Source organism: Salinarimonas soli (genome assembly GCF_008386575.1).
GTDB lineage: Bacteria > Pseudomonadota > Alphaproteobacteria > Rhizobiales > Beijerinckiaceae > Salinarimonas_A > Salinarimonas_A soli.
Genome location: NZ_VUOA01000056.1, coordinates 1 through 25125 on the forward strand (window position 1 = coordinate 1; position 25125 = coordinate 25125).

The window sequence follows — 25125 nt, forward strand, 5'->3', positions numbered from 1 at the left end:
GACCCCCTCAGGAGACTGAGGCGTCCCGCTCAGCGGTAATAGATGACCCGCGCCGGCCGGTAGGCCCGCGCCGGGCGATAGCCGCGCTTGTACCAGCCGAGCCGCCGTCCGGGCAGGGCGCGATGGCCGTAGGCGCGTCCGCGCTGGACCCTGTAGGCCTTGACCTTGCCGCCCTTCCACTTCGGGCCCTTCATGAACGCGGCGGCGACGTGATCGGGGAGCGCCACGGGCGCGGCCTGCGCGAACGTGCTCGCTCCGAGAAGGAGGAGGGCGGCGACGAGAGCTGATCGGACGGGCATGGAGCCTCCCGGGTGGATCGGTACGGTTGTCTCAACCCGCTGGAAGCGGGGCCGTTCCCGTGCGGAACACGTTGCGGAAGCTTTCTGGAACTATGGTTAACCGAACTTCTGCAGGAAATTCATTGCTTTTTAAGGGTTTGCGCGCAGCTCGCGGGAGTTCTGCATCGTTAACGAGCATCGCGGCCGAATACACACTATGGCGCGAGGGTTCCGTAACGGCTATGGTTGCGGAGTTGTTAACGGATCTCCATCGATGTCAGTCGCGTCACCCCATTCCCTGCCGTCCCCCGTCGTTCCCGCCCAGCCCTTCGCCCCCCTGATGCCGCCGATTCCGGTCAACGACCGGACGCCCGCCACGTCCCATCCCCTGTTCGGCCTGCGCCAGCTCGAGGTCGTCTGGGAGGCCGAGACGGGGGCGCTTTGGACCCATATGCGTCCGAACGGCCGCCCGAGCTACAACCCGGCCCTGCTCAACGACTTCCACGCCTGGCAGGACGGGATCGCCGACTGGGCGACCGGCCGCGAAGCGGACGTGCGCTATCTCGTGCTCGCCTCGCGCTTTCCGGGCGTGTTCAGCCTCGGCGGCGACCTCAACCTCTTCGCCAAGAAGATCCGCGAGCGCGACCGCGACGCCCTGGTGCGCTACGGGCAGTCCTGCGTCCGGATCCTCCACCGCAACCTGCACGGCCTCGGGCTGCCCCTCGTCACCGTGGCGCTGGTGCAGGGCGACGCGCTCGGCGGCGGGTTCGAGTCGTTGATGTCGTTCAACGTCATCGTGGCGGAGCGCGGCGTGAAGTTCGGCCTGCCGGAGAACCTGTTCGGGCTCTTCCCCGGGATGGGGGCGGCAAGCTTCCTCACCCGCAGCCTCGGCGCCGCCAAGGCGCAGGACATGATCCTCAACGGCACGATGCACACCGCCGAGGACATGTACGAGATGGGCCTCGTCCACGTGCTGGCCGAGCCCGGCGAGGGCGAGCGGGCGGTGCGCGACTACATCAGCCGCAGCCGGCGCCGCCATAGCGCCCACCGGGCCGTCTACCAGGCCATGCGCGAGGTGAACCCGGTCACCCTGGCGGAGCTCGACGCCATCGTCGAGATCTGGGCCGACGCGTCGCTGCGCCTGCGCGAGCAGGATCTCAAGATCATGGAGCGCCTCGTCGGCGCCCAGGACCGACTGCGCCCCGCGCTCCTCATGGCGGCCGAGTAGGCGCCATCCTCAAGCCGGCGCCGGGCCGCGCGCTCAGGCGCCGGCTTGCGCGCCGACCTGAGCCGGCTCCTCGGGCGCGATCAGGGCGCAGAGCGCCTCGTTCGTCATCGGCCGGCCGAGCAGGTAGCCCTGCACCTCGCTGCAGCCCTCCCGGCGCACGAGATCGAGCTGCTCCTGCGTCTCGACGCCCTCGACGACGATGTGCATGCCGAGGTCCTTGCCCATGGCCGAGACCGCCCGCACGATCGCGAGCGCGCCCGGGTCGCGCCCGAGATCGCGGGTGAAGGACTGGTCGATCTTGATCTTCTGGAAGGGGAAGGTGCGCAGGTAGCTCAGGGACGAGAAGCCGGTGCCGAAATCGTCGAGCGACATGTGCACGCCCAGGTGCTGCAGCTGGTGCATCGCCGCGAGCGTCGCCTCGCTGTCCTGAAGGACGGCGGTCTCGGTGATCTCCAGCTCCAGGCGGGAAGCCGGCAGCCCCGTGCGGGAGAGCGCGCCGATGATGCGCATGGGCAGGTGCGGGTCCTTGAACTGGACCGGCGAGAGGTTGACCGCGACGCGCATGTCGCGCGGCCACCCCGCCGCCATGGCGCAGGCCTCGCCCACCACCCATTCCCCGATCGGGATGATGAGGCCGGTTTCCTCGGCGATCGGGATGAACTCCGCCGGCGACACGAACCCCCGGGTCGGGTGCTTCCAGCGCAGCAGCGCCTCGCAGCCCGCGAACCGGTCCGTCGAGAGGTCGACGATGGGCTGGAAATAGACCTGAAGCTCGCCGCGGGCCATGGCGTGGCGCAGGTCGAGCTCCAGGGCACGGCGCGCCTGAGCCGCCACGTCCATCTCGATCTCGAAGAAGCGCAGGGCGCCGCGGCCTGCGGCCTTGGCGGCGTAGAGGGCCATGTCGGCGCACTTGAACAGCTTGTCCCCGTCCGTGCCGTGGGCCGGGAACAGGGCGACGCCGATCGAGGCGCCGATGTCGAGGCGATGCCCGTCCACCTCGAAGGGCGCCCGCACCGCGTGCAGGATGTGCTGGGCCAGGGCCTCGACCTCGCCCCGGTCGGCGGTGGCGAACTGGAGCACCACGAACTCGTCGCCGCCAAGCCGCGCGATCATGTCGGGCGCCTCGACCACGCCCTCCAGGCGAGCCGCCACGGCCTGGAGCAGGCGGTCGCCCATGGGATGGCCGAGGGTGTCGTTGACGGTCTTGAAGTAGTCGAGGTCGATCACGTGCAGGGCGAAGGGCGCGGGCGCGTGACGGCCCTCGCCCTTCAGCGCCTCGGCGATGCGCTCGCGGAACTGCGCGCGGTTGGGCAGGCCCGTGAGCTCGTCGAAGCGCGCCATGCGGGCGATGCGCTCCTCGGCGCGCCGCCGGTCGGTCACGTCCTCGAAGATCACCACCGAGCCGCCGTCGCGCATGAGGCGGCGCGATAGGGCGAGGGTGCGCCCGTCGCCGAGCCCCACGAAGGTCTGCCCCGTCTCGCCCGACAGATCGGTGATGAGGGCCCGCATGGTCTGGCGTGGGGTCGAGCCCGGATGGTTGCCCGCCGCGATGCTGCCGCGCACGAGATCCCGCATGGTGGCCCCGGCCCGCACCATCTCCCGCGGCAGCCCCGAGAGCTCCAGGAAACGCTCGTTCCACACCACGAGGCGGCTGTCGGGGCCGAACATGCACAGGCCGTGGGAGGCGTTGTTCAGCGCGGCGTCGAACCGGTTCGCCTGCTCGGCATAGCGCGCCGCGAGCGCCGCCTTGTCGCGGGTCGTCACCAGGGCCTGGACGACGATGTCGCGGATGCTCAGCGTGATGTCGGTCATCCCGTACATGAACAGGAGGATGACGATGCCGAGCCCGAAATGCAGCGCGTCGCCATAGACGAGGAGCGCGACCGAGAGCGGGCCAGCGGCCAGCAGAAGTTGCGAGATGGCGATGAAGGGGCGGCCCGCGTTGCGCCCGGTGATGCCCGCCGCATAGCCCGCCGTTGTGGTGGCGACCACGAGATGCACGCCCAGGTCGTCGGTGCGCAGGATCGCCAGGCAGCACAGGAGGCCCAGAAGCCCCGAATACGACCAGGCCCCCACCTCGTAGATCCGCTGCCAGCGGGCCTCGAAGCCGACGACGTCGGGCCGGGCGAGACGGCGATAGGCATAGGCCGAGACGATGCGCCCGACCGCCACGAGGCAGATCGCGAAGGCGCAGACCGTCATCCAGGGATCGCCCGCGCGCTGGGAAACCATCACGCCGATCACCGCCCCCGAGACCGCGCCGACGATGAGCGAGCCGAAGGGCGCGAACAGGGACGCGACCAGCGCCGCCCGCACCTCGCGGGGGAGCTCGGCGTCGAGACGGCGAACCGTGAGCAGCTTGCGGAACATCATGGGACCACTTGGGCAGAGGACCGATGCCCGGATCGTAGACCCAAACGATTAAGAAAATTCTCGCAATAGGCGAGCGACGCTACGCCACCTTGCTACCTTAGGCCGAGCGCAACAATCCTCTAAGCTTTTGGGCGAGATCCTGCGTCTGGTAGGGCTTAGGAAGAATCTCCACGCCCTCGTCGAGTCGCACGTCCTCGCCGACATAGCCCGTGGTGAGGAGCACGCCGATGTCGGGCTGCAGACGGCGCACCTCGCGGGCGAGATCCACGCCCGTGAGCGGGCCGGGCATCGTGACGTCGGAGAAGACGAGGCGGACGACGGTGCCGCCGTCGCGCAGCTTCGTCAGCGCCTCGTCGCCGTTGGCCGCCTCTCTCACCGTGTAGCCGAGATTGGTGAGCGTCGAGACCGCCACCTGCCGCACGTCCGGGTCGTCCTCCACGACGAGGATGGTCTCGCCGTTGCCCTCGGGCGGCGGGACCCCGGCGGCGGCCACCTCGGCTACCCCGTCGAAGGCGCGATCGGTGCGGGGCAGGACGAGGCGGACCGTGGTACCCTCGCCGGGCTGGCTCTCGATGGTGATCCGCCCGCCCGATTGCTGGGCGAAGCCGTAGATCATGCTGAGCCCCAGGCCCGTGCCCTTGCCGCTTTCCTTCGTGGTGAAGAACGGCTCGAAGACGTGCTCCAGGACCTCTGGCGCCATGCCCTCGCCGGTGTCGGCGACCGACACCTCCACCATCTCGCTCGCCTCCTCGCCCTCGGGCGCGGTCTCGGGCCGGTTGCGCACGGCGATGGTGAGGCGCCCGCCCGTCGGCATGGCGTCGCGGGCGTTGACCGCGAGGTTGATGAGGGCGGTCTCGAACTGCGAACGGTCGACGAAGACGGGCCAGACGGCCTCCGGGATGTCGAGATCGATCTCGATGCGCTCGCCGAGCGTCCGCCGGATGAGCTCGACGATGGCCGGCACGAGGATGCGCAGGTCCGTGACCGAGGACTGGAGCGACTGGCGTCGCGAGAAGGTGAGGAGCCGGTTGGTGAGATCGGCGCAGCGCCGGGCCCCCTCCATCGCCATGTCGGCCCGGCGTTGCGCCGACTTGTTGTCGCCGAGCGAGCGCTGGAGCAGCTCGATGCTGCCCATCACCACGGCGAGCATGTTGTTGAAGTCGTGGGCGATGCCGCCCGTGAGCCGGCCGATCGCCTCCAGCTTGCTGGCATGCAGGAGCTGCTGCTCCAGCTGGCGGCGGTCAGTGTTGTCGAGCCACATGCCGAAATATTCGCGCGGGCGCCCGTCGTCGTCCCGGATCACCACGAGGTGGTCGAGGATCGTGCGCTCGGAATCGTCGGCGCAGCGCCAGCGATAGTCGAGGGTCACGGCGTCCTGCCCCGCCATGTCGAGCGCGCCGATCACCCGATCGTGGTCGTCGGGGTGGAGGCGCGTCTCCCAGAAATCGAGGCTGCGCAGGAAGTCCTCGGGCGCGAAGCCCGTGATGCGGCTGATGCTGTCGTTGGTGAAATGCAGCCGCCGGTGGTCCTCCTCCAGGGAGGCGGTGTAGAGGGCGATGGGCAGGGCGCCCAGAACCAGGGTCTGGTGCTCGTCGCGGCGGCGAAGGGCCTGCTCGGCCTTGAGCTTCTCGCCGCGCACCCGCAGGTTCTCGAGCAGAAGGCGCCGCTCCTCCTCGCCCTGGCGCCGGATTTCCTCCGTCTTGCGATAGAGGTCGACGAGTACGTCGATCTTGGACTTCAGGATCAGCGGCTCGATGGGCTTGAAGACGTAGTCCACCGCGCCGGCCGAATAGCCCCGGAAGACGTGCACGTCGTCCTTGTTGAAGGCGGTGAGGAAGATGATTGGCACCCGCGAGGAGCGGGGGCGGTTGCGGATGAGCCCCGCCACCTCGTAGCCGTCCATGCCGGGCATCTGCACGTCGAGGAGGATGACCGCGAAATCGTCCCGCAGCACGAGGCGCAGGGCCTCGGGGCCGGAGGCGGCCGTCACCACCTCGATGCCGGGGCTCGCGAGCATCTCGCGCACGGCGAGCAGGTTGCGCGGGTCGTCGTCCACGGCGAGGATCTTCGCCGTGACGGTTCCGCGCGGCTCGACACGGGCGGGGAGTTCGGGGGGGCCAGCCACCGCCGAGGCGAAGAAGTCGTTCATACGGGGTGCCCGGCCTCCCCGGACGCCGGTGCGGCGGCGGGGGGATGGGAGCGCCCGTCGCCGTTGGCCCCGCGCCGGGGGCTGCGGGCGAGCTGCACCCGCAGCACGGCCAGGAGATGGTCCATGTCGATGGGCTTGGAGACGTAGTCGTCGGCCCCCGCCTCCAGGCACTTCTCCCGGTCGCCCACCATGGCCTTGGCCGTGACGGCCACGATCGGCAGGTTGCGGTAGGCCTGGACGCGCCTCACCTCGCGCATGGTCTCGTACCCGTCCATCTCGGGCATCATGATGTCCACGAGCATCAGGTCGATGCCGGGCGTGGTGCGCAGCCGCTCGATGCCCTCGCGGCCATTCTCGGCGAAAACGACCTCAAGGCCATGCTGTTCCAGCGCCGCGGTCAGCGAGAAGATGTTGCGCATGTCGTCGTCGATCACGAGCACCTTGTGGCCCGCGAGCGCGACCCCGTCGCCCGAGGGCCGGGGGGCGAGCACGATCGGCGCCGCCTCCTCGTCCTGGATCGCCTGGTGCAGGAAGTGGGCGGTCTCCTTGAGCAGCGCATCGCTCGACGTGTCGCCCTTGAGCACCACGGTCGAGGCGATCTGGGCGAGGCGCCGCTCCTCGTCCGCCGAGAGGCTGCGCCCCGTATAGACGAGGATCGGCAGGGAATCGCCGCCCTTGGTCTTGCGGATGCGCTCGATGAGGTCGGCGCCCGGCATGTCGGGCAGGCCGAGATCCACGATGGCGCAGTCGAAGCGCCGGGCCTGGATCGCCTCCAGCGCGGAAGCCGCGGTTCCGACGCCCGTGACCTCGCGGCTCTCCGAGCCGACCAGCGCCTCGATGCTGGCGCGCTGGTTCTCGTCGTCCTCCACGAGAAGGATCGTGCGCACCGGCCGCTCGATGAAGTCGCGGGTGCGCGAGAGCGCGTCGAACAGGGATTCCCGGTCGACGGGCTTCTCCAGATAGCCGAACGCGCCGGCCCGCAGGCCCCGCTTGCGGCTGTCGTCGACGGAGATGACGTGGATCGGCACGTGGTGGGTGCGCGGATCGTTCTTGAGCAGGTCGAGCAGCGCCCAGCCGTCCATGTCGGGCAAGCCGATGTCGAGGGTGATGGCCTGGGGCTTGTAGCGATGGGCGAGCGCCAGCGCCGTCGCGCCGTCGCCCGCGGTGATCCCCCGGAAGCCCTGCTCGCGGGCAAGCTCCAGGAGCACGGAGGCGAACATGGCGTCGTCCTCGATGATGAGGACCACCCGGTCGCCCTCCACAATGCGGGCCCGGTCGTCCACGGCGCCCGCGAGCGCCATGGGGGCGCTCGGCTGACGCATGATCGCGGGACCGGCCGGCTCGAAGCCCGTCGGACGCGTCACCGGGGCGGGCTCGCCCAGGGCGGTCTCGCGGGGCACGTAGAGGGTGAAGGTGCTGCCCTCGCCCGGCCGGCTCCGCAGGACGATCTCGCCGCCGAGCAGCCGCGCGATCTCCCGGCTGATGGCGAGCCCCAGGCCCGTGCCGCCATATTTGCGGCTCGTGGTCCCGTCCGCCTGCTGGAACGCCTCGAAGACGATGCGCTGCTTGTCGTCCGGGATGCCGATGCCGGTGTCGGTGACCTCGAAGGCGATCCAGTCCGGACCGGTGCGCAGAGGCGCCCCCTCCGCCGGGCCGATCCGCAGCCGGACCCCGCCCCGTTCCGTGAACTTGAACGCGTTGGAGAGCAGGTTGCGCAGAACCTGCATCAGGCGCTTCTCGTCCGAGCGCATGACCCGCGGCATGGCGGGATCGACGTCGATGGCGAAGGCGAGCCCCTTCTCGCTCGCCATGAGTCGGAACGTGCGCTCCAGCTGCTCCACGACCTCGGGGATCGCGACCTCCGAGGTCTCGAGGGTCACCGTGCCCGACTCGATCTTGGAGAGGTCGAGGATGTCGTTGATGAGGTTGAGGAGATCCGTGCCGGCGGCATGGATGGTCTTGGCGAACTCGCGCTGCTTGTCGCTGAGGTTGCCCTCGGCGTTCTCCGTGAGGAGCTTGGAGAGGATGAGCAGGGAGTTGAGCGGGGTGCGCAGCTCGTGGCTCATATTGGCGAGGAACTGCGACTTGTAGCGGGAGGTGAGGGAGAGCTGCTCGGCCTTCTCCTCCAGGGCCGTCTTGGCGAGCGAGACCTCGCGGTTCTTGGTCTCGACCTCGCGCTTCTGGATCTCCAGGAGGCGCGCCTTCTCCTCCAGCTCATCGTTGGTCTGCTGCAGGGTGTCCTGCTGGGTGCGGAGCAGCTCCTCGGACTGGCGGAGCGTGCGGGCCTGCTCCTCCAGCTGGTCGTTCTTCGTCTTGAGCTCGTCCTGCTGGCTCTGCAGCTCGCCCGTGAGGAGCTGCGACTGCTTGAGCAGCCCTTCCGTGCGCATGTTGGCCGCGATCGTGTTGAGCACGATGCCGATCGACTCGGTGAGCTGATCGAGGAAGGACTGGTGCGTCTCCGAGAAGCGGTGGAAGGAGGCGAGCTCGATCACCGCCTTGACCTCCTGCTCGAAGAGCACGGGCAGGACGATGATGTTGAGGGGCGCCGCCTCGCCGAGCGCCGAGCCGATGGTGATGTAGTCCGCCGGCACGTTGGTGAGGAGGATCCGCTTCTTCTCGTAGGCGCACTGGCCGACCAAGCCCTCCTTCATGCGGAAGCGGTTGCCCAGATGCTTGCGCTCGGTGAAGGCGTAGGAGGCGGCGAGATCGAGCACCGGCTCGCCGTCGTGGTTCTCCACCGTGTAGAACACGCCGCGCTGCGCGCTCACGAGGGGCGCGAGCTCCGACAGGATGAGATCGGACACGGTCGCGAGATCGCGCTCCCCCTGGAGCATGCGGGTGAAGCGGGCGAGGTTCGTCTTGAGCCAGTCCTGTTCCGCGTTCTTCTGCGTCGTGTCGCGCAGGTTGCGGATCATCTCGTTGATGTTGTCCTTGAGCGCGGCGAGCTCGCCCAGGGCCTCCGCCGTGATCGAGCGGGTGAGGTCGCCCTTGGTCACGGCCGTCGCCACCTCGGCGATGGCGCGCACCTGGTTGGTGAGGTTCGCGGCGAGCTGGTTCACGTTGTCGGTGAGGTCGCGCCACAGCCCGGCGACGCCCTCCACCCGGGCCTGCCCGCCGAGCTTTCCTTCCGTGCCGACCTCCTTGGCGACGCGCGTCACCTCGGAGGCAAACGAGTTGAGCTGGTCCACCATCGTGTTGATGGTGTTCTTGAGCTCCAGCATCTCGCCCTTCACGTCCACCGTGATCTTGCGGGAGAGATCGCCCCGGGCCACGGCCGTCGTCACGTCGGCGATGTTGCGAACCTGACCCGTCAGGTTGGCGGCCATCATGTTCACGTTGTCGGTGAGGTCCTTCCAGGTGCCGGCGACCCCCTTCACCTGGGCTTGACCGCCGAGCTTGCCCTCGGACCCGACCTCGCGCGCGACGCGCGTCACCTCGGAGGCGAAGGAGTTGAGCTGGTCCACCATGGTGTTGATGGTGTCCTTCAGCTCCAGCATCTCGCCCTTCACGTCGACCGTGATCTTCTTCGACAGGTCGCCGTTCGCCACCGCCGTCGTGACATCGGCGATGTTGCGGACCTGGCCGGTGAGGTTGCCGGCCATGGAGTTCACGGAATCGGTGAGGTCCTTCCAGGTGCCGGCGACGCCGCGCACCTGCGCCTGGCCGCCGAGCTTTCCTTCCGTGCCCACCTCGCGGGCCACGCGGGTGACCTCCGAGGCGAAGGAGTTCAGCTGGTCCACCATCGTGTTGATGGTGGATTTCAGCTCCAGCACCTCGCCCTCGACCACGACGGTGATCTTCTTCGACAGATCGCCCGTGGCGACCGCGGTCACGACCTCGGCGATCTGGCGCACCTGGGTGGTGAGGTTCGCCGCCATGAGGTTCACGTTGTCGGTGAGCCCCTTCCAGACCCCGCCGACGCCCTTCACCTGGGCCTGCCCGCCGAGCTTGCCCTCGGACCCCACCTCCTTGGCGACGCGGGTCACCTCGGAGGCGAAGGAGTTGAGCTGATCGACCATCGTGTTGATGGTGTTCTTGAGCTCCAAGAGCTCGCCGCGAACGTCGACCGTGATCTTCTTCGAGAGATCACCATTGGCCACCGCCGTCGTGACGTCGGCGATGTTGCGCACCTGGCCTGTCAGGTTCGCCGCCATGAGGTTCACGTTGTCGGTGAGCCCCTTCCAGACCCCGCCGACGCCCTCCACGCGCGCCTGCCCGCCGAGCTTGCCCTCCGTGCCGACTTCCTTCGCGACGCGGGTCACCTCGGAAGCGAAGGAGTTCAGCTGGTCCACCATGGTGTTGATGGTGTTCTTCAGCTCCAAGAGCTCGCCGCGGACGTCGACCGTGATCTTCTTGGACAGATCGCCGTTCGCCACGGCGGTGGTGACGTCGGCGATGTTGCGCACCTGACCCGTCAGGTTCGCGGCCATCATGTTCACGTTGTCGGTAAGGTCGCGCCACAGGCCGGCGACGCCCGTGACCTGGGCCTGGCCGCCGAGCCGCCCTTCCGTGCCCACCTCGCGCGCCACGCGCGTCACCTCGCCGGCAAACGAGTTGAGCTGATCCACCATGGTGTTGATGGTGTTCTTCAGCTCCAGCATCTCTCCCTTGACGTTGACGGTGATCTTCTTGGAAAGGTCGCCGTTCGCCACCGCCGTGGTCACCTCGGCGATGTTGCGCACCTGGCCCGTGAGGTTCGCGGCCATCATGTTCACGTTGTCGGTGAGGTCGCGCCACAGGCCGGCGGCGCCCGGCACGAGGGCTTGGCCGCCGAGCTTGCCCTCGATGCCCACCTCGCGGGCGACGTTCGTCACCTGGTCGGCGAAGGTGGCGAGCGTGTCGATCATGCCGTTGATGGTGTCGGCGAGCGCGCCGATCTCGCCCTTGGCCTCCACGGTGAGCTTGCGGGTGAGATTGCCCTCGGCGACCGCGGTCACCACGTCGGCGATGCCGCGCACCTGGCCGGTGAGGTTCGCCGCCATCATGTTCACGTTGTCGGTGAGCCCCGCCCAGACGCCGCCGACGCCCTTGACCTGCGCCTGCCCGCCGAGCTTGCCCTCCGATCCGACCTCCTTGGCGACGCGGGTCACCTCGGAGGCAAACGAGTTGAGCTGGTCCACCATGGTGTTGATGGTGTTCTTGAGCTCCAGCATCTCCCCCTTCACGTCGACCGTGATCTTGCGGGAGAGGTCGCCGTTCGCCACCGCGGTGGTGACGTCGGCGATGTTGCGCACCTGGCCCGTGAGGTTGGCGGCCATCATGTTCACGTTGTCGGTGAGGTCCTTCCAGGTGCCGGCGACCCCCTTGACCTGCGCCTGCCCCCCGAGGCGCCCCTCGGACCCGACCTCGCGCGCCACGCGGGTCACCTCGGAGGCGAACGAGTTGAGCTGGTCCACCATGGTGTTGACCACGCGGCCGATGCGCAAGAACTCGCCGCGCAAGGGGCGGCCGTCGATCTCGAGCTGCATGGTCTGGCCCAGGTCGCCCTTGGCCACCGAGCCGATGACCCGGGCCACCTCGGCGGTGGGCTGCACGAGATCGCCGATCATGGCGTTGACCGAGTCGATGCACTCGCTCCAGCCGCCCTGGGCGGCGGCGAGCTTGCCCCGCTCGCCGATGCGGCCCTCCTTGCCGACCACGCGCCCGACCCGCTCCAGCTCCTTCACGAGGCTCTGGTTGAGGGCGGCGACATCGTTGAAGGCCTCGGCGATCTCGCCGTCGACGCCCGTCAGGTCGGAGGGAAGGCGCACGGTGAAGTCGCCCCGGCGAAACGCACGCAACGACTTCAGAAGCAGCTTCGGATCGAGCTGCGACTCGGACACTTGACTCATGGGATCCCCGGCCTGTCGGACCGGCCCCGACGGGGCCGTTGACGTGAACTGTTCTTATTCGACATCCGCCGGCCTGCGGGAGCATGCCCCGTGGCCGACGCCCTTGTGACGTCGACCTTGCGTAACGCGCCCGGCGCGTTCCGGTTCCCCTCGCGGCCGTGCCCCGGGGCGGGAGGTCAGCGGCCCTGGAGCACGAGGACCTTGGGCCGGGAGGGCAGGCCGTCCCGGGTGAGGGTGACGCTCGCGGTCCCGGCCTGCTCCACGGGCCAGCGCTCGGCGGCCTTGGCGAGGAAGCGCTGGAGGGTCGCCTGCCCGAAGAAGTGCATCGGGATCATCACGGGCGCGTTGAGCGCGGCCAGCACCTCGATCATGCCGTCCTGGCCCAGGGTGTAGGAGCCGTCGACGGGCACGAGCACCACGTCGATGCGGCCCAGCGCCCGCAGATGCTCGGGCGTGAGGGTGTGGTGCAGGTGGCCCAGATGCGCGATGCACAGGTCCGCCACCTCGACCACGAAAATCGAGTTGCCGTCATATTCCGTGGCCCCGGCATAATCCCGGATGTTGGTCGGCACGTTGCGGATGCGCGCGTCGCCCACCTGGAGATCGTGGCGGGCCGCGCCCCCGTTGGGATCCCAGCCGCGCAGGACATGGGCGATCGCGGGATCGGGCGCAGCGCTGAAATGCGTGGAATGGGCCTTGTTCATCGTCGCCACCTCGGGCGTGACGCCGGGGCGGACATAATCGTTGTAGTCGGTGGCGATCCGCACGCCGCCGGGGGTCTCGACGAGGAAGGTCGCGTGCCCCACGAAGGTGATCCGCACCTCGCTGGCGCTAAGCGAGGCGAGCCGGATGGGCAGGCTGCGGGAGGCCACCGCGCCGGGGCAGCCCTGGGCCGCAAGCGCCGGCGGAGCGAGGACGAGGGCCAGGGCACAGGCGAGACGGCGCAGGCGGGACGAGAGGGCCATGGTTCGACCTCCGCGGATCTGACCCGAGCCTAGAGGCATTCCTGCCGCAAGGGAAACGCGTCGCGCCGTCGCGCGCGGCTTCAGTCGGTCGAGGGGGCGTGAGGCTGCATGGAGAGGCTGCGGGCGACCCGCTCCAGCCGCTCGGCGGCCTTGAGGGCGGCGTCCGTGAGGCGCCGCTCCTGGAACTGGCCCCTCTCGTCCCCTGCCAGGAGGAGCTCCTTGAGCTCCGCCAGCTCGGCCTCGACCCGGCCGAGGCGCCGGCGGACGTCGACGAGGTCGTCGCCGATGCTGATCGCCGCCATCACGTGCAGGCGCATGTCGCCGATCTCGCCGAAGGCCCCGCGCATCTCCTCGATCTTGCCGTCATAGAGGGCGGCGAGGCCCTCCAGATGCGCCTCCTCGCCCTCGCCGCAGGCCATGCGGTAGGTCTTGCCTGCGATCGTCACCGTGACCTGCGGCACCCGGATTCTCCTCGATGGTTGGGCTCAATCGGTCTCGCTGGGCTCCGCGCGAGCCAGCACGTCGCGCAGCGTGTCGATCGCCCGGCCGACCCGCCGCTCCACGTCCCCAGTCGCGGCCTCGACCTGCCCCAGGCGCGAGGCGGCGCCGTCGAGCTCCATGGCGAGTCGCGCCCGGTCGTCCTGCATGATCTGCAGCTCCGTCTCCAGATCGCCCCGCCGCCGCTCCGCGTCGAGGCGGCGCGCGACCGCAGCCTCGACCAGGCCGACCGCGGCGTCGAGCCGTCGCAAGGCGTCATCGAAACCCGCCGCCATCGCCGTCCTCTGTTGCCGAACCGGCCCGATTAGGGACGCTCCCCCCGTCCCAGGTCAAGCCGGTGGGCGCAAGCCCGGGGGCTTCCGGTGGGTCGCGCCCCCGCGAATCAGAACGGCTGGCCGCGCCGGACGGGCCTGCCCGGCTCCCCGTCGCGCCCGGACCGGCCCGGCGGCTCGATCACCACGTTGAGCGTGCCGATGGCGGAGCGGCGCGTCTCCTCGACGTCGGCGCACAGGGTGTCGGGCACCACATGCAGCGCGCTGCGTCCACGGCGGGGCGGGTCGACCTCGGCGAAGCTGAACGCGTCGCCGCCGCACGTGCTGCCGACCTCGACGGCCGTCCCGCGTCCCACGGAGGGCTCGGCCGGCGCGGGCCCCGGCTCGCTCGCCAGCAGCGTCAGGGCGCCGGCGATCATGGGCCACTGGATCATCATGGGTCACCCCCTGCCGCGGTCCCCTTTCCCCGGCAAGAAGCGTGCCGGGGGAGGAGGCCGGCGCGTCAGGACATCGTTAAGCATCGCCGCCAATTCAGCCCCGGGCACGGGGAACGCTTTACCGATCGGCGACACGGGCGCCCGTAAGGTGCGGGCGCTCAGTCGACCCGAGATCATGTTCCCGCTCGTCTACGACACCGATATCGAGAGGCATGCCACGGCAGCCGAGATCGGCGCGATCCTCGCCGCCTACCGCGGGTGCGCGGAGCGGGACGGCCGCGCGCCGCTCGACGTCCTGCGCGACCGATTGAGCCCGGGGATCCAGGTGCATCTCGAGATCGTGGCGCCGAGCCCCGACGGCTACCGCTTCCTCCAGGTCGGCCCCGCCATCGTGGCGGCCTGCGGGCGCGACCTCACCGGACGGCTCCTCGCCGACGCGCCGGCCGAGATCGCCCGCCCGCTGACCTCCCTCTTCGACCGGGTCGTGGCCGACGGGCGCCCGCTCTTCACGGTCCAGCGATCCTTGGACGCCCGCGCGGTGCGGGTCTGGGACCGCCTCGTCCTGCCCGCCCGCGCCCCCGAGGGCGAGGACCGGCTCCTCGTCGCGCTCCTGCCGCGGGTGCGCCGCGAGGATCTGCTCGACGCGGTGCTGGAGGCTTCCTGCGACGGCATCATGAGCCTGCGCGCCGTGCGCGACCGGGGCGGGGAGGTGGTGGACGCGGTCATCATGAGCGCCAACGGGCGCGCCTGCGACTATGCCGGCCATCCCGTCTGGCGCCTCGTCGACGGCAGCCTGCGGGACCTCTTTCCCGGCCTGCTCGGGACGGGCTTCTGGGAGCGCTGCGTCAAGGTCGTCGAGGAGCGCACCACGGAGCGCTTCGAGATCAACCTCTCCCATGCGCGCCGGGACACCTGGCTGCGCCTCACCGTGGCGCCCCTGGAGGACGGCTTCGTCATGTCGTTCAACGACATCACGGACCTGCAATACGCCCTGTTCGAGGCCGAGGTCTCGCGCCAGGAGCTGGCGGCCGAGATCGAACAGCGCCAAGCCCTGGAGGCCGAGCTGCGCCGGCTGTCGATCACCGACGACCTCACGGGGGTTCTCAACCGGCGCGGCTTCGCCAACGCGGTGCGGGCCCAGACGGCGGTCGCGAGGCGCTACGGCCACGACCTCGCCCTGCTCGCCCTCGACATCGACCATTTCAAGCACGTCAACGACCGCTTCGGCCACGCAGCCGGCGATACGGTACTGATGGCGGTGGCGGCCCTCTTCGTGGACTCGGCGCGGGTCGACATCGACATCGTGGGCCGGGTCGGGGGCGAGGAGTTCATGGTGCTCCTGCCCCACACCGCCCTCGGCGGCGCCCTCGCCTTCGCCGAGCGCCTGAGGCGGAGCCTCGCCGACACGGACATCGCGGTTGGGGGCGAGCGGGTCCGGATCACGACGAGCATCGGGCTGCGGGCGTTCGGGCCGGGCATCAGCCCCGAGCAGATGCTCCTCGACGCCGACAAGGCGCTCTACCGGGCCAAGGCGCTCGGGCGCAACCGCACGGTGGTCTTCGAGGGCGCCGACAGCCTTGCCCCCGCGGATCCCGCCTAACCTGCCGGCTCAGGCGACGCCGAACTCCACGACGAGCGGCAGGTGGTCCGAGGCGACGCGCGCCAGGGGATCGCGGGGCACCCGCGCATCGGCGACGCTCACCCCCTCGCCCACCCAGACATGGTCGATCCGCAGCACCGGCAGGGCATTGGGATAGGTGCATTGCGGGGGCCGGGGCAGGAGGGCCTGGGCGTCCCGCATGGGCCCCTGGGCGAGCCGCTTGTAGGCCCGGCTCAGCGGCGTCGCGTTGAGATCGCCGATGAGGATGCGCGGCTCGCGGCATTCGGGATGGCCGAGCCAGTCGGGCCCGAGCAGCGCCTCGGCCTGGGCCAGGCGCTCGCGCCCCCCTAAGCCCAGATGCGTGTTGATCACCTGCACCTCGACCCCGTCGATCTCCACCGCCGCCCAGACGGCGCCGCGCGGCTCGAGCTTGCCGGCGCGGGGCAGGTGCGCGGCCTTGACGAGGCGGCACGGCCGGTCGGTGAGGAGCGCGATGCCGTAGCGGTAGCCCGCAAGGCGCAAAGCCGGGAAGAAATGGTGCTCCATGCCCAGCGCGCGGGCCACCGCCCCGACCTGGTCCCCCGTCCGGCCTGGCATGATGTCGATTTCCTGCAGGCCGATCACGTCCGCCTTGCAGGCCCGCAGCACCCGGGCGATCCGTTCGGGGGATTGGCCCCGGTCGAGGCCGACGCAGCGGCGTACGTTGTAGGTGACGATCCGGGGCATGGTCCTCCTGTCGCGTCGGCACGGCCTTGAACCGGAAACCAGGGGTTCAGGGACGGGTTCCGGCGCTGGACATGGGGGCGCCGAGCCCCCATCTGGTCGAAGCCGCCGCGCGGTGTAGCGCCGCCCCATCCGGACCCCCATGACCGACACCTCCGACATCGCCGTCATCGGCGGCGGCCCCGCGGGGCTGATCGCCGCCGAGACCCTGGCCCAGGCCGGCCGCAGCGTCACGGTCTATGACCGGATGCCGAGCGTCGGTCGAAAGCTGCTCATGGCCGGGCGGGGCGGGCTCAACATCACCCACAGCGAGGAGATCGAGCGCTTCATGCCGCGCTACGGCGCCGCCGAGGCGCGGCTTCGCGCGGCGATCGACGCCTTCCCGCCCGGCGCCCTGCGGGCCTGGACGGAGGAGCTGGGCCAGGAGACCTTCGTGGGCACGAGCGGGCGGGTGTTTCCCCGCTCGCTGAAGGCCTCGCCGCTCCTGCGCGCGTGGCTCCGCCGTCTCGATGCCGCGGGCGTCCGGATCCGCGCGCGCCACGCCTGGGAGGGGTGGAGCCCGACGGGAGACCTCGTGTTCACCCATCCCGAGGGCACGACCGTGGCGCGGCCCGCCGCGACGGTGCTGGCGCTGGGCGGCGCGTCATGGCCGCGGCTCGGCTCGGACGGAGCCTGGGTCCGCCATCTCCAGGGCGCGGACGTGCTGGTCCAGCCGCTCCTGCCCTCCAATTGCGGCGTCCTCGTCGCTTGGTCCGAGGTGTTCCGCGGCCGTTTCGAGGGCGAGCCCCTGAAGCGGATCGCGCTCTCGTTCGGCGGGCGTACGGTGCGGGGCGAGGCGGTGGTGACCCGCGGGGGGCTGGAGGGCGGCGCGGTCTATGCCCTGTCGGGTCCCTTGCGCGACGCCGTCGCCCGCGACGGCGCGGCGACGCTCAAGGTGGATCTGCGCCCGGATCTTGCCCAGGACGACCTGGCCCGCCGCCTCGGACGGCCCCGGGCGGGCCAGTCCGCCTCGACCTTCCTGCGCAAGGCGGCGGCGCTCAGCCCCGCCGGCATCGGCCTCCTGCGCGAGGGCACGGGCGGGACCCTGCCGGCGGGGGCGGACGAGCTTGCCTGCCTGATCAAGGCGGTGCCGCTGCGGGTCGAGGGCGTGCAGGCGATCGAGCGCGCGATCTCCTCGGCGGGCGGGGTGCCCTTCGAGGAGACGGACGAGCGCTTCATGCTGCGCCGCCGCCCGGGCGTGTTCGTCGCGGGCGAGATGCTCGACTGGGAGGCGCCGACGGGGGGCTACCTGCTCCAGGCCACCTTCGCGACGGGCCTTGCGGCGGCGCGCGGCGCGCTCGCCTGGCTCGACGAGCGGGCGACCTCGTGCGGCGACGTGTCCTCGGCGGGCGCGCGGGAGCCCCGGAGGAACCCGCATTGACGGCGCAGGCCCGAAGCGGCGACATCCGGGGCATCATGCAACAGGTCAGCGATCCCCTGCAGATCCTCCACGACGTGTTCGGCTACGGCTCCTTCCGCCCCGGGCAGGAGGAGATCGTGCAGACCGTCATGGCGGGCGAGAACCTGCTCGCCATCATGCCGACGGGCGCGGGCAAGTCGATCTGCTACCAGCTCCCCGCGCTCGCCCGCGACGGCCTCACCGTGGTGGTCTCGCCGCTCATCGCCCTCATGCGCGATCAGGTGGCGGCGCTGCGCAACAACGGGGTGGAGGCGGGCGCGCTCAACTCCTCCATCGACGAGGAGGAGCGCCGGCGCATCGCGTCGGGCGTGCGCGAGGGAACGCTCAAGCTCCTCTACGTGTCGCCGGAGCGCCTCGCCCACGGCAACACCATCGAGTGGCTCGCCCGCTCCAACGTGCGCCTCATGGCGATCGACGAGGCGCACTGCGTCTCGCAATGGGGCCACGACTTCCGGCCCGAATACGCCGCCATCGGCGAGGCCCGCCGCCGCCTCGACGGCGTCCAGACCGTGGCCTTCACGGCCACCGCCGACGTCGCGACCCGCGACGACATCGTGGAACGCCTGTTCGAGGCGCCGCCGCGGCTCTTCGTGCACGGCTTCGACCGGCCCAACCTCCGGCTCGCCTTCGCCGCGAAGGACAACACCCGCAAGCAGCTCCTGGCCTTCCTCGACAAGCACAAGGGCGAGAGCGGCATCATCTATTGCTCCTCGCGCAACGCCACCGAGAAGATCGCCTCCATGCTCGAGAGCGAGGGCTTCCGGGCTTTGCCCTACCACGCGGGCATGGATCAGTCCGAGCGCGACCGCAACCAGGACGTCTTCCTGCAGGAGGACGGCGTGGTGGTGGTGGCCACGGTCGCCTTCGGCATGGGGATCGACAAGCCCGACGTGCGCTTCGTGGCGCACGCCGCGATGCCCAAGAGCATCGAGGCCTATTACCAGGAGATCGGCCGCGCCGGACGCGACGGCCTCCCCGCCGACACGCTCACCCTCTACGGAATGGAGGACATGCGCCTGCGCCGCCTCCAGATCGAGGACAGCGGCATGTCCGACGAGCAAAAGCGCGTCGAGCGCCAGCGGCTCAACGCGCTGGTCTCGCTCTGCGAGGCCCCCGTCTGCCGCCGCCAGACGCTGCTCGCCTATTTCGCGGAGGAGTCGCCGCCTTGCGGCCATTGCGACCTGTGCCAGGAGGGGGCGATCTCCTTCGACGGCACGGTGGAGGCGCAGAAGATCCTCTCAGGCATCCTGCGCACGGGGGAGCGCTTCGGGGCCGAGCACATCGTCAACGTGCTCGTGGGCGAGACCACCGACATGGTGGCGCGCTGCGGCCACGACCGGCTCAAGACCTTCGGGGTCGGCGCGGACCGCGCCAAGGGCGAGTGGCGCTCGCTCATCCGCCAGGTGGTGGCGCTCGGCCTCGCGTCGGTGGACGTGGCGGGCTATGGCGGGCTCTCCGTCACGGAGCGGGGCTGGGCGGCGCTCAAGGGTGCCGAGCCCGTGCGCCTGCGCTCCGACGTGCTGCGCCTGCGCCTTGGGCGCCGGCGCAAGGGCCAGGCGGCGGAGGAGGGAACGCGGGTCGACGCGGACGATCCGCTGCTCGGCGCCCTCAAGGCGCTGCGCACCCGGCTTGCCAAGGAGGCCTCCGTGCCGGCCTACGTGATCTTCACGGACCGCACCCTGCACGAGATCGCCGCAGCGCGTCCTCTCACCGCGTCGGCGCTCGCCGAGATCCACGGGGTCGGCCGCGCCAAGATCGACCGCTACGGGGACGCGTTCCTGGAGGTCGTGGCGGAGCACGCCAGGGCGTGAGGCGTCACCCCTCTCTCAGGGAAGAGGGGAGCCGCGCTCAATAATTCACCCGGGCCCGGTTCAACCCGATCTGGTCCATGGCGGCGCGGTCGCGGGCGTTGGCGACCGTGCGCTCCGTGGTGCGCTCGCGGTCCTCGAGGATCTCGACCTTCTTGAGCTCCTCGAAGGCCTCGCCGAGCTCGGCCTTGGCCTCGTCGAGCTGCACCTTGAGGTCGTCCGCCGAGCGCCGGAGGTTGTCGCGGCGGGTGGCCGCCGCCTTGGCATAGGTCGGATAGGCGAAGTGCGCCGGATCCGAGATGCCCGCCTTCTGCTCCTCCTGCGCGATCTCGCGCTCGAGGTCGACCGACATGCGGTCGAAATCGGCGATCATCATCTCGATCTGCGCGACCCGCCGGCGCTTCTCGTCCACCTGGAAGCGCTTGAGGCGAATGAGCGTTTCACGCGACTTCATCGACACCAACTCCACGTCGCACGCGACCCCACGCCGGCGACGGGTCGGACCCGCTGCGGCTGCCGCCTGCTCCCGAACGAAGGCCCGCACCCCGGATGGGGGTGGCCCGGAAATTCCGGCCCGCGGCAAGCCTGGCGCCGTGGGATGGTGTCACCATGACCGATGGAGGTTGATCCTTCCTTACACCCGCGTCACGCAAGGTGAGCCGTCGCGGCGCGCGGCGCCGTCAGCCCGGGCCGACGATCTGGGCGAGGCGCGCATAGGCCTCCGGGATCCGGGTCGCCTCGTCCTTGGCCTGCCCGAGGAAGGCGTCGAGCTGGGGCATGAGGGCGATGGCCTCGTCCACCTCGGGCGAGGAGCCCTGGCGGTAGGCGCCGAGCCGGATCAGCTCCTCCATGTCCGAATAGGTGGCGAGCACTTGGCGGGCGCGGCGCACCACGGGCCAATAGGCCGGGTCGCAGGAGCGCGGCATGGTGCGCGAGACGGATTTGAGCACGTTGATCGCGGGGTAGCGCCCCCGCTCGGCGATCGCGCGCTCCATCACCACGTGGCCGTCGAGGATGCCGCGCACGGCGTCGGCCACGGGCTCGTTGTGGTCGTCGCCCTCGACGAGCACCGTGAAGAGCCCCGTGATGGCCCCCTCCCCCGTGCCCGGCCCCGCGCGCTCGAGAAGGCGCGGCAGCTCGTTGAAGACCGTGGGCGTGTAGCCCTTGGCGGTGGGCGGCTCGCCGGCGGCAAGGCCGATGTCGCGCTGGGCCATCGCGAAGCGCGTGATGGAATCGATCATGCACAGGACCTGCAGGCCCTGGTCGCGGAAATATTCCGCGATCGAGAGGGTGAGATAGGCGGCGTTGCGGCGCATGAGGGCCGGCTCGTCGGAGGTCGCCACCACCACCACGGAGCGGGCGAGGCCCTCGGGGCCGAGATCGTCCTGGAGGAATTCCTGCACCTCGCGCCCGCGCTCGCCCACGAGCCCGATCACCGCCACGTCGGCCGCCGTGTAGCGGGCCAGCATGGAGAGCAGCACCGACTTGCCCACGCCCGAGCCCGCGAAGATGCCCATGCGCTGCCCCGAGCACATGGTGAGGAAGGCGTTGAGCGAGCGGATCCCGAGATCGAGCGGCGGGCCGACGCGGCGGCGGGCATGGGCGGGGGGCGGATCGGCGCGGAAGGGATAGAGCGCCTGGCCCTGGGGCAGCGGCCCGGCGCCGTCGATGGGCCGCCCGAGGGCGTCGACCACGCGCCCGAGCCAGGCCTGCGCGGGGCGCACGCCCCCCGCCTCCCCCCGGACATGGGCTGCGCAGCCGCGCCGCACGCCGTCGAGCACGCCGAACGGCATGGCGAGCGCCCGCTCGCCCGAGAACCCGATCACCTCGCAGGGCACGAGGCTGCCGCGCTCCACCTCGATGTCGAGGCGCCCGCCGAGCCGCATGGCGGCCACGGGCCCCGCCACCTCGACGAGAAGGCCCCGCACCGCCGCCACCCGCCCGTAGACGTCGAACGGGTCGACGCCGTCGAGCGCGGCGAGCGCTGCGGCGAGCCGGCTCGGCGAATTCTCGTGTGGCATGAAAGCATCAACCTTTCGTTTACCGGTCTCGTTAAGACTGCATCGGCCGGGGTCTGGATCCGTCACGGAAAAAGATCAGGAAGCGAGTCGCGAGAGTCGCTTGAACCGAAATTCTAACACGCAAGTTCGAGCCGGATGGCGCTCCAATTCCTCCTGCATGCCAGCACGATTTCCCCGGCGGCGAAAGCTGCGGGTTTGTCCGCTTGCGCGCTGGAATCAGGGTTTGTTAACCATTGGTCGTTAACGTTGCGAGTCGAATGGGCAAGAGCGTCCGGGGCGATCCCGTCGCGGACGAGCGGTGCGGTTTTGCCCGCACCATCTAAGGGGCTGGGGACCTGAAATGCGCGTACTTCTCATCGAGGACGACAGCGCAACAGCGCAAAGCATCGAGCTGATGCTCAAGTCCGAGAATTTCAACGTGTACACGACCGACCTCGGTGAGGAGGGCGTCGATCTCGGCAAGCTTTACGATTACGACATCATCCTGCTCGACCTGAACCTGCCCGACATGTCGGGCTACGAGGTTCTCCGCTCCCTGCGGGTCGCCAAGGTGAAGACGCCCATCCTGATCCTGTCGGGCCTGGCGGGCATCGAGGACAAGGTGAAGGGTCTGGGCTTCGGCGCGGACGACTACCTCACCAAGCCCTTCCACAAGGACGAGCTGGTGGCGCGCATCCACGCCATCGTGCGCCGCTCCAAGGGCCACGCCCAGTCGGTCATCACCACGGGGGACCTCGTGGTCAACCTCGACACCAAGACCGTCGAGGTCTCGACCGCCCGGGTGCACCTCACGGGCAAGGAGTACCAGATGCTGGAGCTCCTCAGCCTGCGCAAGGGCACCACGCTCACCAAGGAGATGTTCCTGAACCATCTCTACGGCGGCATGGACGAGCCGGAGCTGAAGATCATCGACGTGTTCATCTGCAAGCTGCGCAAGAAGCTCGCGAACGCCTCGAACGGCAAGAACTACATCGAGACCGTCTGGGGCCGCGGCTACGTGCTGCGCGAGCCGAACGACGCCGACGAGCGTATCGCCGTCTGATCCGAGCCCTCCCCGGCCCGTCGGACCACCCGGAGGCCCCGCCCAAGGCGGGGCTTTCGCGCGTCTGGAGCGCCGTTCCGTACGCTGCCCGGGTCACGGGGGGAGCGCCTTCGGCGCGGCATCTCAGGCCTGCGCCAGCAGGCGGTGTGGGGCGCACCTCGCTCCCGCGCATGCGAACGTCCCCCCGCGGAGGCCCGCGGGAGGTCGATTCGATCCAGGAGGGACGCCGGCGCGCCCAGGTCCGTCAGGGCTCGGCGGCGCGCGCCGGCTCGCCGTCCACGGAGAAGACGAGCACGACCTGCCCCTCGGCGTTGAGGCTCAGATCCGTCTTGATGGGCAGGTCGCCGGCCAGATGCAGGAAGCCGAGGATGTTCCCGCGCGCCTCCGGCGAGAGGTGATCCTTGAAGGTGACCAGAAGGCGCTCGAACTCGACCTCCATGGTCGATCGGTCGTCGGTTTCGGCGATGATGTTCATCGTAGGTGGTTCCGTGTGATCGGTTCGTCTGGTCCGCCGGCCGGTCGCGCGGTGGATCAGGACGGGTAGCGGGGCCTGGTGGGAGCGCCGGGCGCCGCGGGAGCCCGGTCCTCGATCACCAGCAGCGGGTGGCTGATGCCGAAGGTGGCGCGCAGCTTCGGCAGGGTCTTCGGGCTCATGCCGGCGTAGTAGGAGACGATGGGCGCGCCGTCATACGTGGTGGGCAGGGCCAGCGGCTTGACCTGCCAGCCGAGCTCGAGGATGCGGCCCATCATCATGGGGTGGGACTGCACGAGCAGGCCGTCGAGCCCCAGATGCTCGGCCGCCTCGGCGACGCCGAGCCAGAAGCCCGCGGTGGTGCGGTCGATCCCCGTCGACCCGTCGCGCTTGTTCGGGTCGACCGATCCGCGCGTCCATTCGTAGATGCCGGGGCCCGTCGGCGCCTGCGCGCCCTGGAGGATCTCGGGATAGACGTGGCTTTGCAGATGCGGGCGCGTGGTCGGCAGGAGCCGGACATAGGACGCGACCTCGTCGTTCTCGACGCCGATCACGTGAACGCAGTCGGGCCCGTCGAACTGGTCGATCTCGCGCCCGTCGGGCTTGCGCAGGGCCTCCCACTTCAGACGATCGACGAAATGCCGATGCCGGAACCGGTAGGCCTTCTCCAGAAGAGCCCCGTGACGGTGATGATTGTGGCAATCAATAAGTAGCAACATGACTTCCCCCTCACGTGCGACGGGAGAAATCTGTCGCGACGACGGGAGGGGGGCCATTCCCCTGATTTTGGGGGTTGCGTCTTCGTAAACGGGACTTTCAGGCTGCGTATCGCCCGAATGTCGCAACCGGGAAGAGAGTCAATCCAGAAACAGCCGCAAGGATTGACGGGACTTCAGATGATGTGGCGGTGCCGGATAGCTTCGGCCACAGCCTGGATGCGATTCACGGCTCCGAGCTTTACAGCCGCTGATTGAAGATAGCCTGTCACCGTGTGCTCGGACAACCGTAAAATGACGGAAATCTCCCAGGCGGTCTTTCCGGCGGCGGTCCAGCGCAGGCACTCGACCTCGCGGGCCGAGAGGCGGACGGGCGGCTTGGAGGGAGCGTCCGTCCTGGCCTCGATGAGCTCCACGGCCCGGGCATGGGCGTAGATCGCGATCAGATGGAGGGCCGCCCGGGTCTCTCCGTTCCAATGAAGGCGATGGCGGGAGCTGAAGCAGACGCCCGCCGTGAAGCCCTTCACGGTGTGGATGGGGACGGTCATGCCGACCACGAGGCCGAAATCGGGGGACTCGCTCATCACCCGCGCCGCCGCGTGGTCGTCCCGGTCGTAGGGCGCCTCGTCCCACATGAAGGGCATGGTCGTGGCGCGGATCTTGCGGATCACGGGATCGACGTGAACGTAGCCGTAATCGGTGTAGCGCGAGAGCCACTCGTCGGGCCACCCGGACACCATCGCGTATTTCTCGAGCCGCTCGTCGGGACGCGCGGGCAGGCCGGTCATGAAGAAATTGTCGAATCCGAACAGATCGCCCGCCCGCCTCAGCTCGGCGGCGAGCGACACCTCGCTTGGAAGCTCCGCGAGGCGATCGATCAATTCGAATGCCTGAGCACGGATGTTCAACATGCAGTCAGTCCCCAAGCGGCGCACCCGGATCGATCCCCAAGGATTGAGACCGGACTCGACGACAGCCCCCACGACGACGGCGACCGCCGCCTCACCAATTGCATACCACTTGGGGAGGACGGCGAAAGCCCCACCCTTTGTCTATTCATGTCATAGAAGTGAATCAAACTTACCTCGTTCACATAGGTTGGTCGACGCGGCTCCGTTCGGGCATGGCCCGACCGGTGCGGCGGGCCGGGGCGCGAGCCGTTATCCCCGTTTTCACCAGACCGCTCGGCTTGCGGCCAAGCTCCATTGACTCCGCTCCTGATTAGAACAAAATAGGAACAAACAACAGGGCAC

Annotated in this window: 19 protein-coding genes; 5 read left to right on the forward strand and 14 right to left on the reverse strand. The window is 69.7% G+C overall.

Translation table 11 applies throughout. From position 1 onward, the window contains the following. Positions 1–29: 29 nt before the first annotated feature. Positions 30–299 carry a hypothetical protein gene (locus F0L46_RS24695; RefSeq protein ID WP_149822281.1) on the reverse strand — a complete coding sequence of 90 codons (270 nt, stop codon included), beginning with the start codon at positions 297–299 and terminating at the stop codon, positions 30–32. A 253-nt stretch (positions 300–552) separates the two neighbouring features. On the opposite strand from F0L46_RS24695, the gene F0L46_RS24700 reads away from it, so the two are divergent. Next, complete coding sequence (locus F0L46_RS24700) at positions 553–1506, forward strand: crotonase/enoyl-CoA hydratase family protein (protein WP_210247686.1); 954 nt, start codon at positions 553–555, stop codon at positions 1504–1506. 33 nt (positions 1507–1539) lie between these two features. On the opposite strand, the gene F0L46_RS24705 is transcribed toward F0L46_RS24700, so the two are convergent. The 7 genes from F0L46_RS24705 to F0L46_RS26405 form a co-directional block, all read right to left on the reverse strand. Continuing rightward, on the reverse strand, positions 1540–3879 hold the full coding sequence (locus F0L46_RS24705) for a putative bifunctional diguanylate cyclase/phosphodiesterase (protein WP_149822282.1): 2340 nt from the start codon (positions 3877–3879) through the stop codon (positions 1540–1542). Between the two features lie 97 nt (positions 3880–3976). Continuing rightward, positions 3977–6028, reverse strand: coding sequence for a response regulator (locus F0L46_RS24710; RefSeq protein WP_149822283.1), 2052 nt, complete (start codon positions 6026–6028; stop codon positions 3977–3979). After that, complete coding sequence (locus F0L46_RS24715; RefSeq protein WP_149822284.1) at positions 6025–11859, reverse strand: HAMP domain-containing protein; 5835 nt, start codon at positions 11857–11859, stop codon at positions 6025–6027. Before F0L46_RS24715 ends, F0L46_RS24710 begins: the two co-directional genes overlap by 4 nt. Before the next feature lie 176 nt (positions 11860–12035). Further along, positions 12036–12824 carry an MBL fold metallo-hydrolase gene (locus F0L46_RS24720; RefSeq protein ID WP_240540150.1) on the reverse strand — a complete coding sequence of 263 codons (789 nt, stop codon included), beginning with the start codon at positions 12822–12824 and terminating at the stop codon, positions 12036–12038. Between the two features lie 80 nt (positions 12825–12904). Beyond that, positions 12905–13285: a cell division protein ZapA gene (locus tag F0L46_RS24725; protein ID WP_149822286.1), complete on the reverse strand. Its 381-nt coding sequence runs from the start codon at positions 13283–13285 to the stop codon at positions 12905–12907. A gap of 24 nt (positions 13286–13309) precedes the next feature. Continuing rightward, complete coding sequence (locus F0L46_RS24730) at positions 13310–13597, reverse strand: DUF4164 domain-containing protein (protein ID WP_149822287.1); 288 nt, start codon at positions 13595–13597, stop codon at positions 13310–13312. Between the two features lie 107 nt (positions 13598–13704). Next, complete coding sequence (locus F0L46_RS26405) at positions 13705–14031, reverse strand: hypothetical protein (RefSeq protein ID WP_188312137.1); 327 nt, start codon at positions 14029–14031, stop codon at positions 13705–13707. Between the two features lie 175 nt (positions 14032–14206). Here F0L46_RS26405 and F0L46_RS24735 point away from each other — a divergent pair, with 175 nt between their 5' ends. Then, positions 14207–15631 carry a sensor domain-containing diguanylate cyclase gene (locus tag F0L46_RS24735; RefSeq protein ID WP_188312138.1) on the forward strand — a complete coding sequence of 475 codons (1425 nt, stop codon included), beginning with the start codon at positions 14207–14209 and terminating at the stop codon, positions 15629–15631. A gap of 9 nt (positions 15632–15640) precedes the next feature. On the opposite strand, the gene F0L46_RS24740 is transcribed toward F0L46_RS24735, so the two are convergent. Continuing rightward, on the reverse strand, positions 15641–16357 hold the full coding sequence (locus tag F0L46_RS24740; RefSeq protein ID WP_149822289.1) for an endonuclease/exonuclease/phosphatase family protein: 717 nt from the start codon (positions 16355–16357) through the stop codon (positions 15641–15643). Positions 16358–16496: 139 nt separating this feature from the next. Here F0L46_RS24740 and F0L46_RS24745 point away from each other — a divergent pair, with 139 nt between their 5' ends. Next, entirely contained in the window at positions 16497–17774 is a 1278-nt protein-coding gene (locus tag F0L46_RS24745) for a BaiN/RdsA family NAD(P)/FAD-dependent oxidoreductase (protein WP_149822290.1), read from the forward strand. Positions 17775–17809: 35 nt separating this feature from the next. Then, entirely contained in the window at positions 17810–19624 is a 1815-nt protein-coding gene (gene recQ, locus F0L46_RS24750; protein ID WP_149822291.1) for a DNA helicase RecQ, read from the forward strand. A gap of 37 nt (positions 19625–19661) precedes the next feature. Here the strand turns inward: recQ and fliJ are convergent, their stop codons facing one another. Continuing rightward, complete coding sequence (fliJ, locus tag F0L46_RS24755; RefSeq protein ID WP_149822292.1) at positions 19662–20075, reverse strand: flagellar export protein FliJ; 414 nt, start codon at positions 20073–20075, stop codon at positions 19662–19664. Positions 20076–20301: 226 nt separating this feature from the next. After that, positions 20302–21642, reverse strand: a complete 1341-nt coding sequence (fliI, locus tag F0L46_RS24760) for a flagellar protein export ATPase FliI (RefSeq protein ID WP_149822293.1) — start codon at positions 21640–21642, stop codon at positions 20302–20304. 340 nt (positions 21643–21982) lie between these two features. Here fliI and ctrA point away from each other — a divergent pair, with 340 nt between their 5' ends. Beyond that, entirely contained in the window at positions 21983–22684 is a 702-nt protein-coding gene (gene ctrA, locus F0L46_RS24765; RefSeq protein ID WP_149822294.1) for a response regulator transcription factor CtrA, read from the forward strand. A 244-nt stretch (positions 22685–22928) separates the two neighbouring features. Here the strand turns inward: ctrA and F0L46_RS24770 are convergent, their stop codons facing one another. The 3 genes from F0L46_RS24770 to F0L46_RS24780 all read right to left on the reverse strand — a co-directional run bounded on the left by F0L46_RS24770 (position 22929) and on the right by F0L46_RS24780 (position 24783). Continuing rightward, complete coding sequence (locus F0L46_RS24770) at positions 22929–23159, reverse strand: hypothetical protein (protein WP_149822295.1); 231 nt, start codon at positions 23157–23159, stop codon at positions 22929–22931. A 56-nt stretch (positions 23160–23215) separates the two neighbouring features. Further along, positions 23216–23875 carry an acyl-homoserine-lactone synthase gene (locus F0L46_RS24775; RefSeq protein ID WP_188312139.1) on the reverse strand — a complete coding sequence of 220 codons (660 nt, stop codon included), beginning with the start codon at positions 23873–23875 and terminating at the stop codon, positions 23216–23218. A gap of 173 nt (positions 23876–24048) precedes the next feature. Beyond that, positions 24049–24783: a helix-turn-helix transcriptional regulator gene (locus F0L46_RS24780; RefSeq protein WP_149822297.1), complete on the reverse strand. Its 735-nt coding sequence runs from the start codon at positions 24781–24783 to the stop codon at positions 24049–24051. Between the last annotated feature and the right edge of the window lie 342 nt (positions 24784–25125).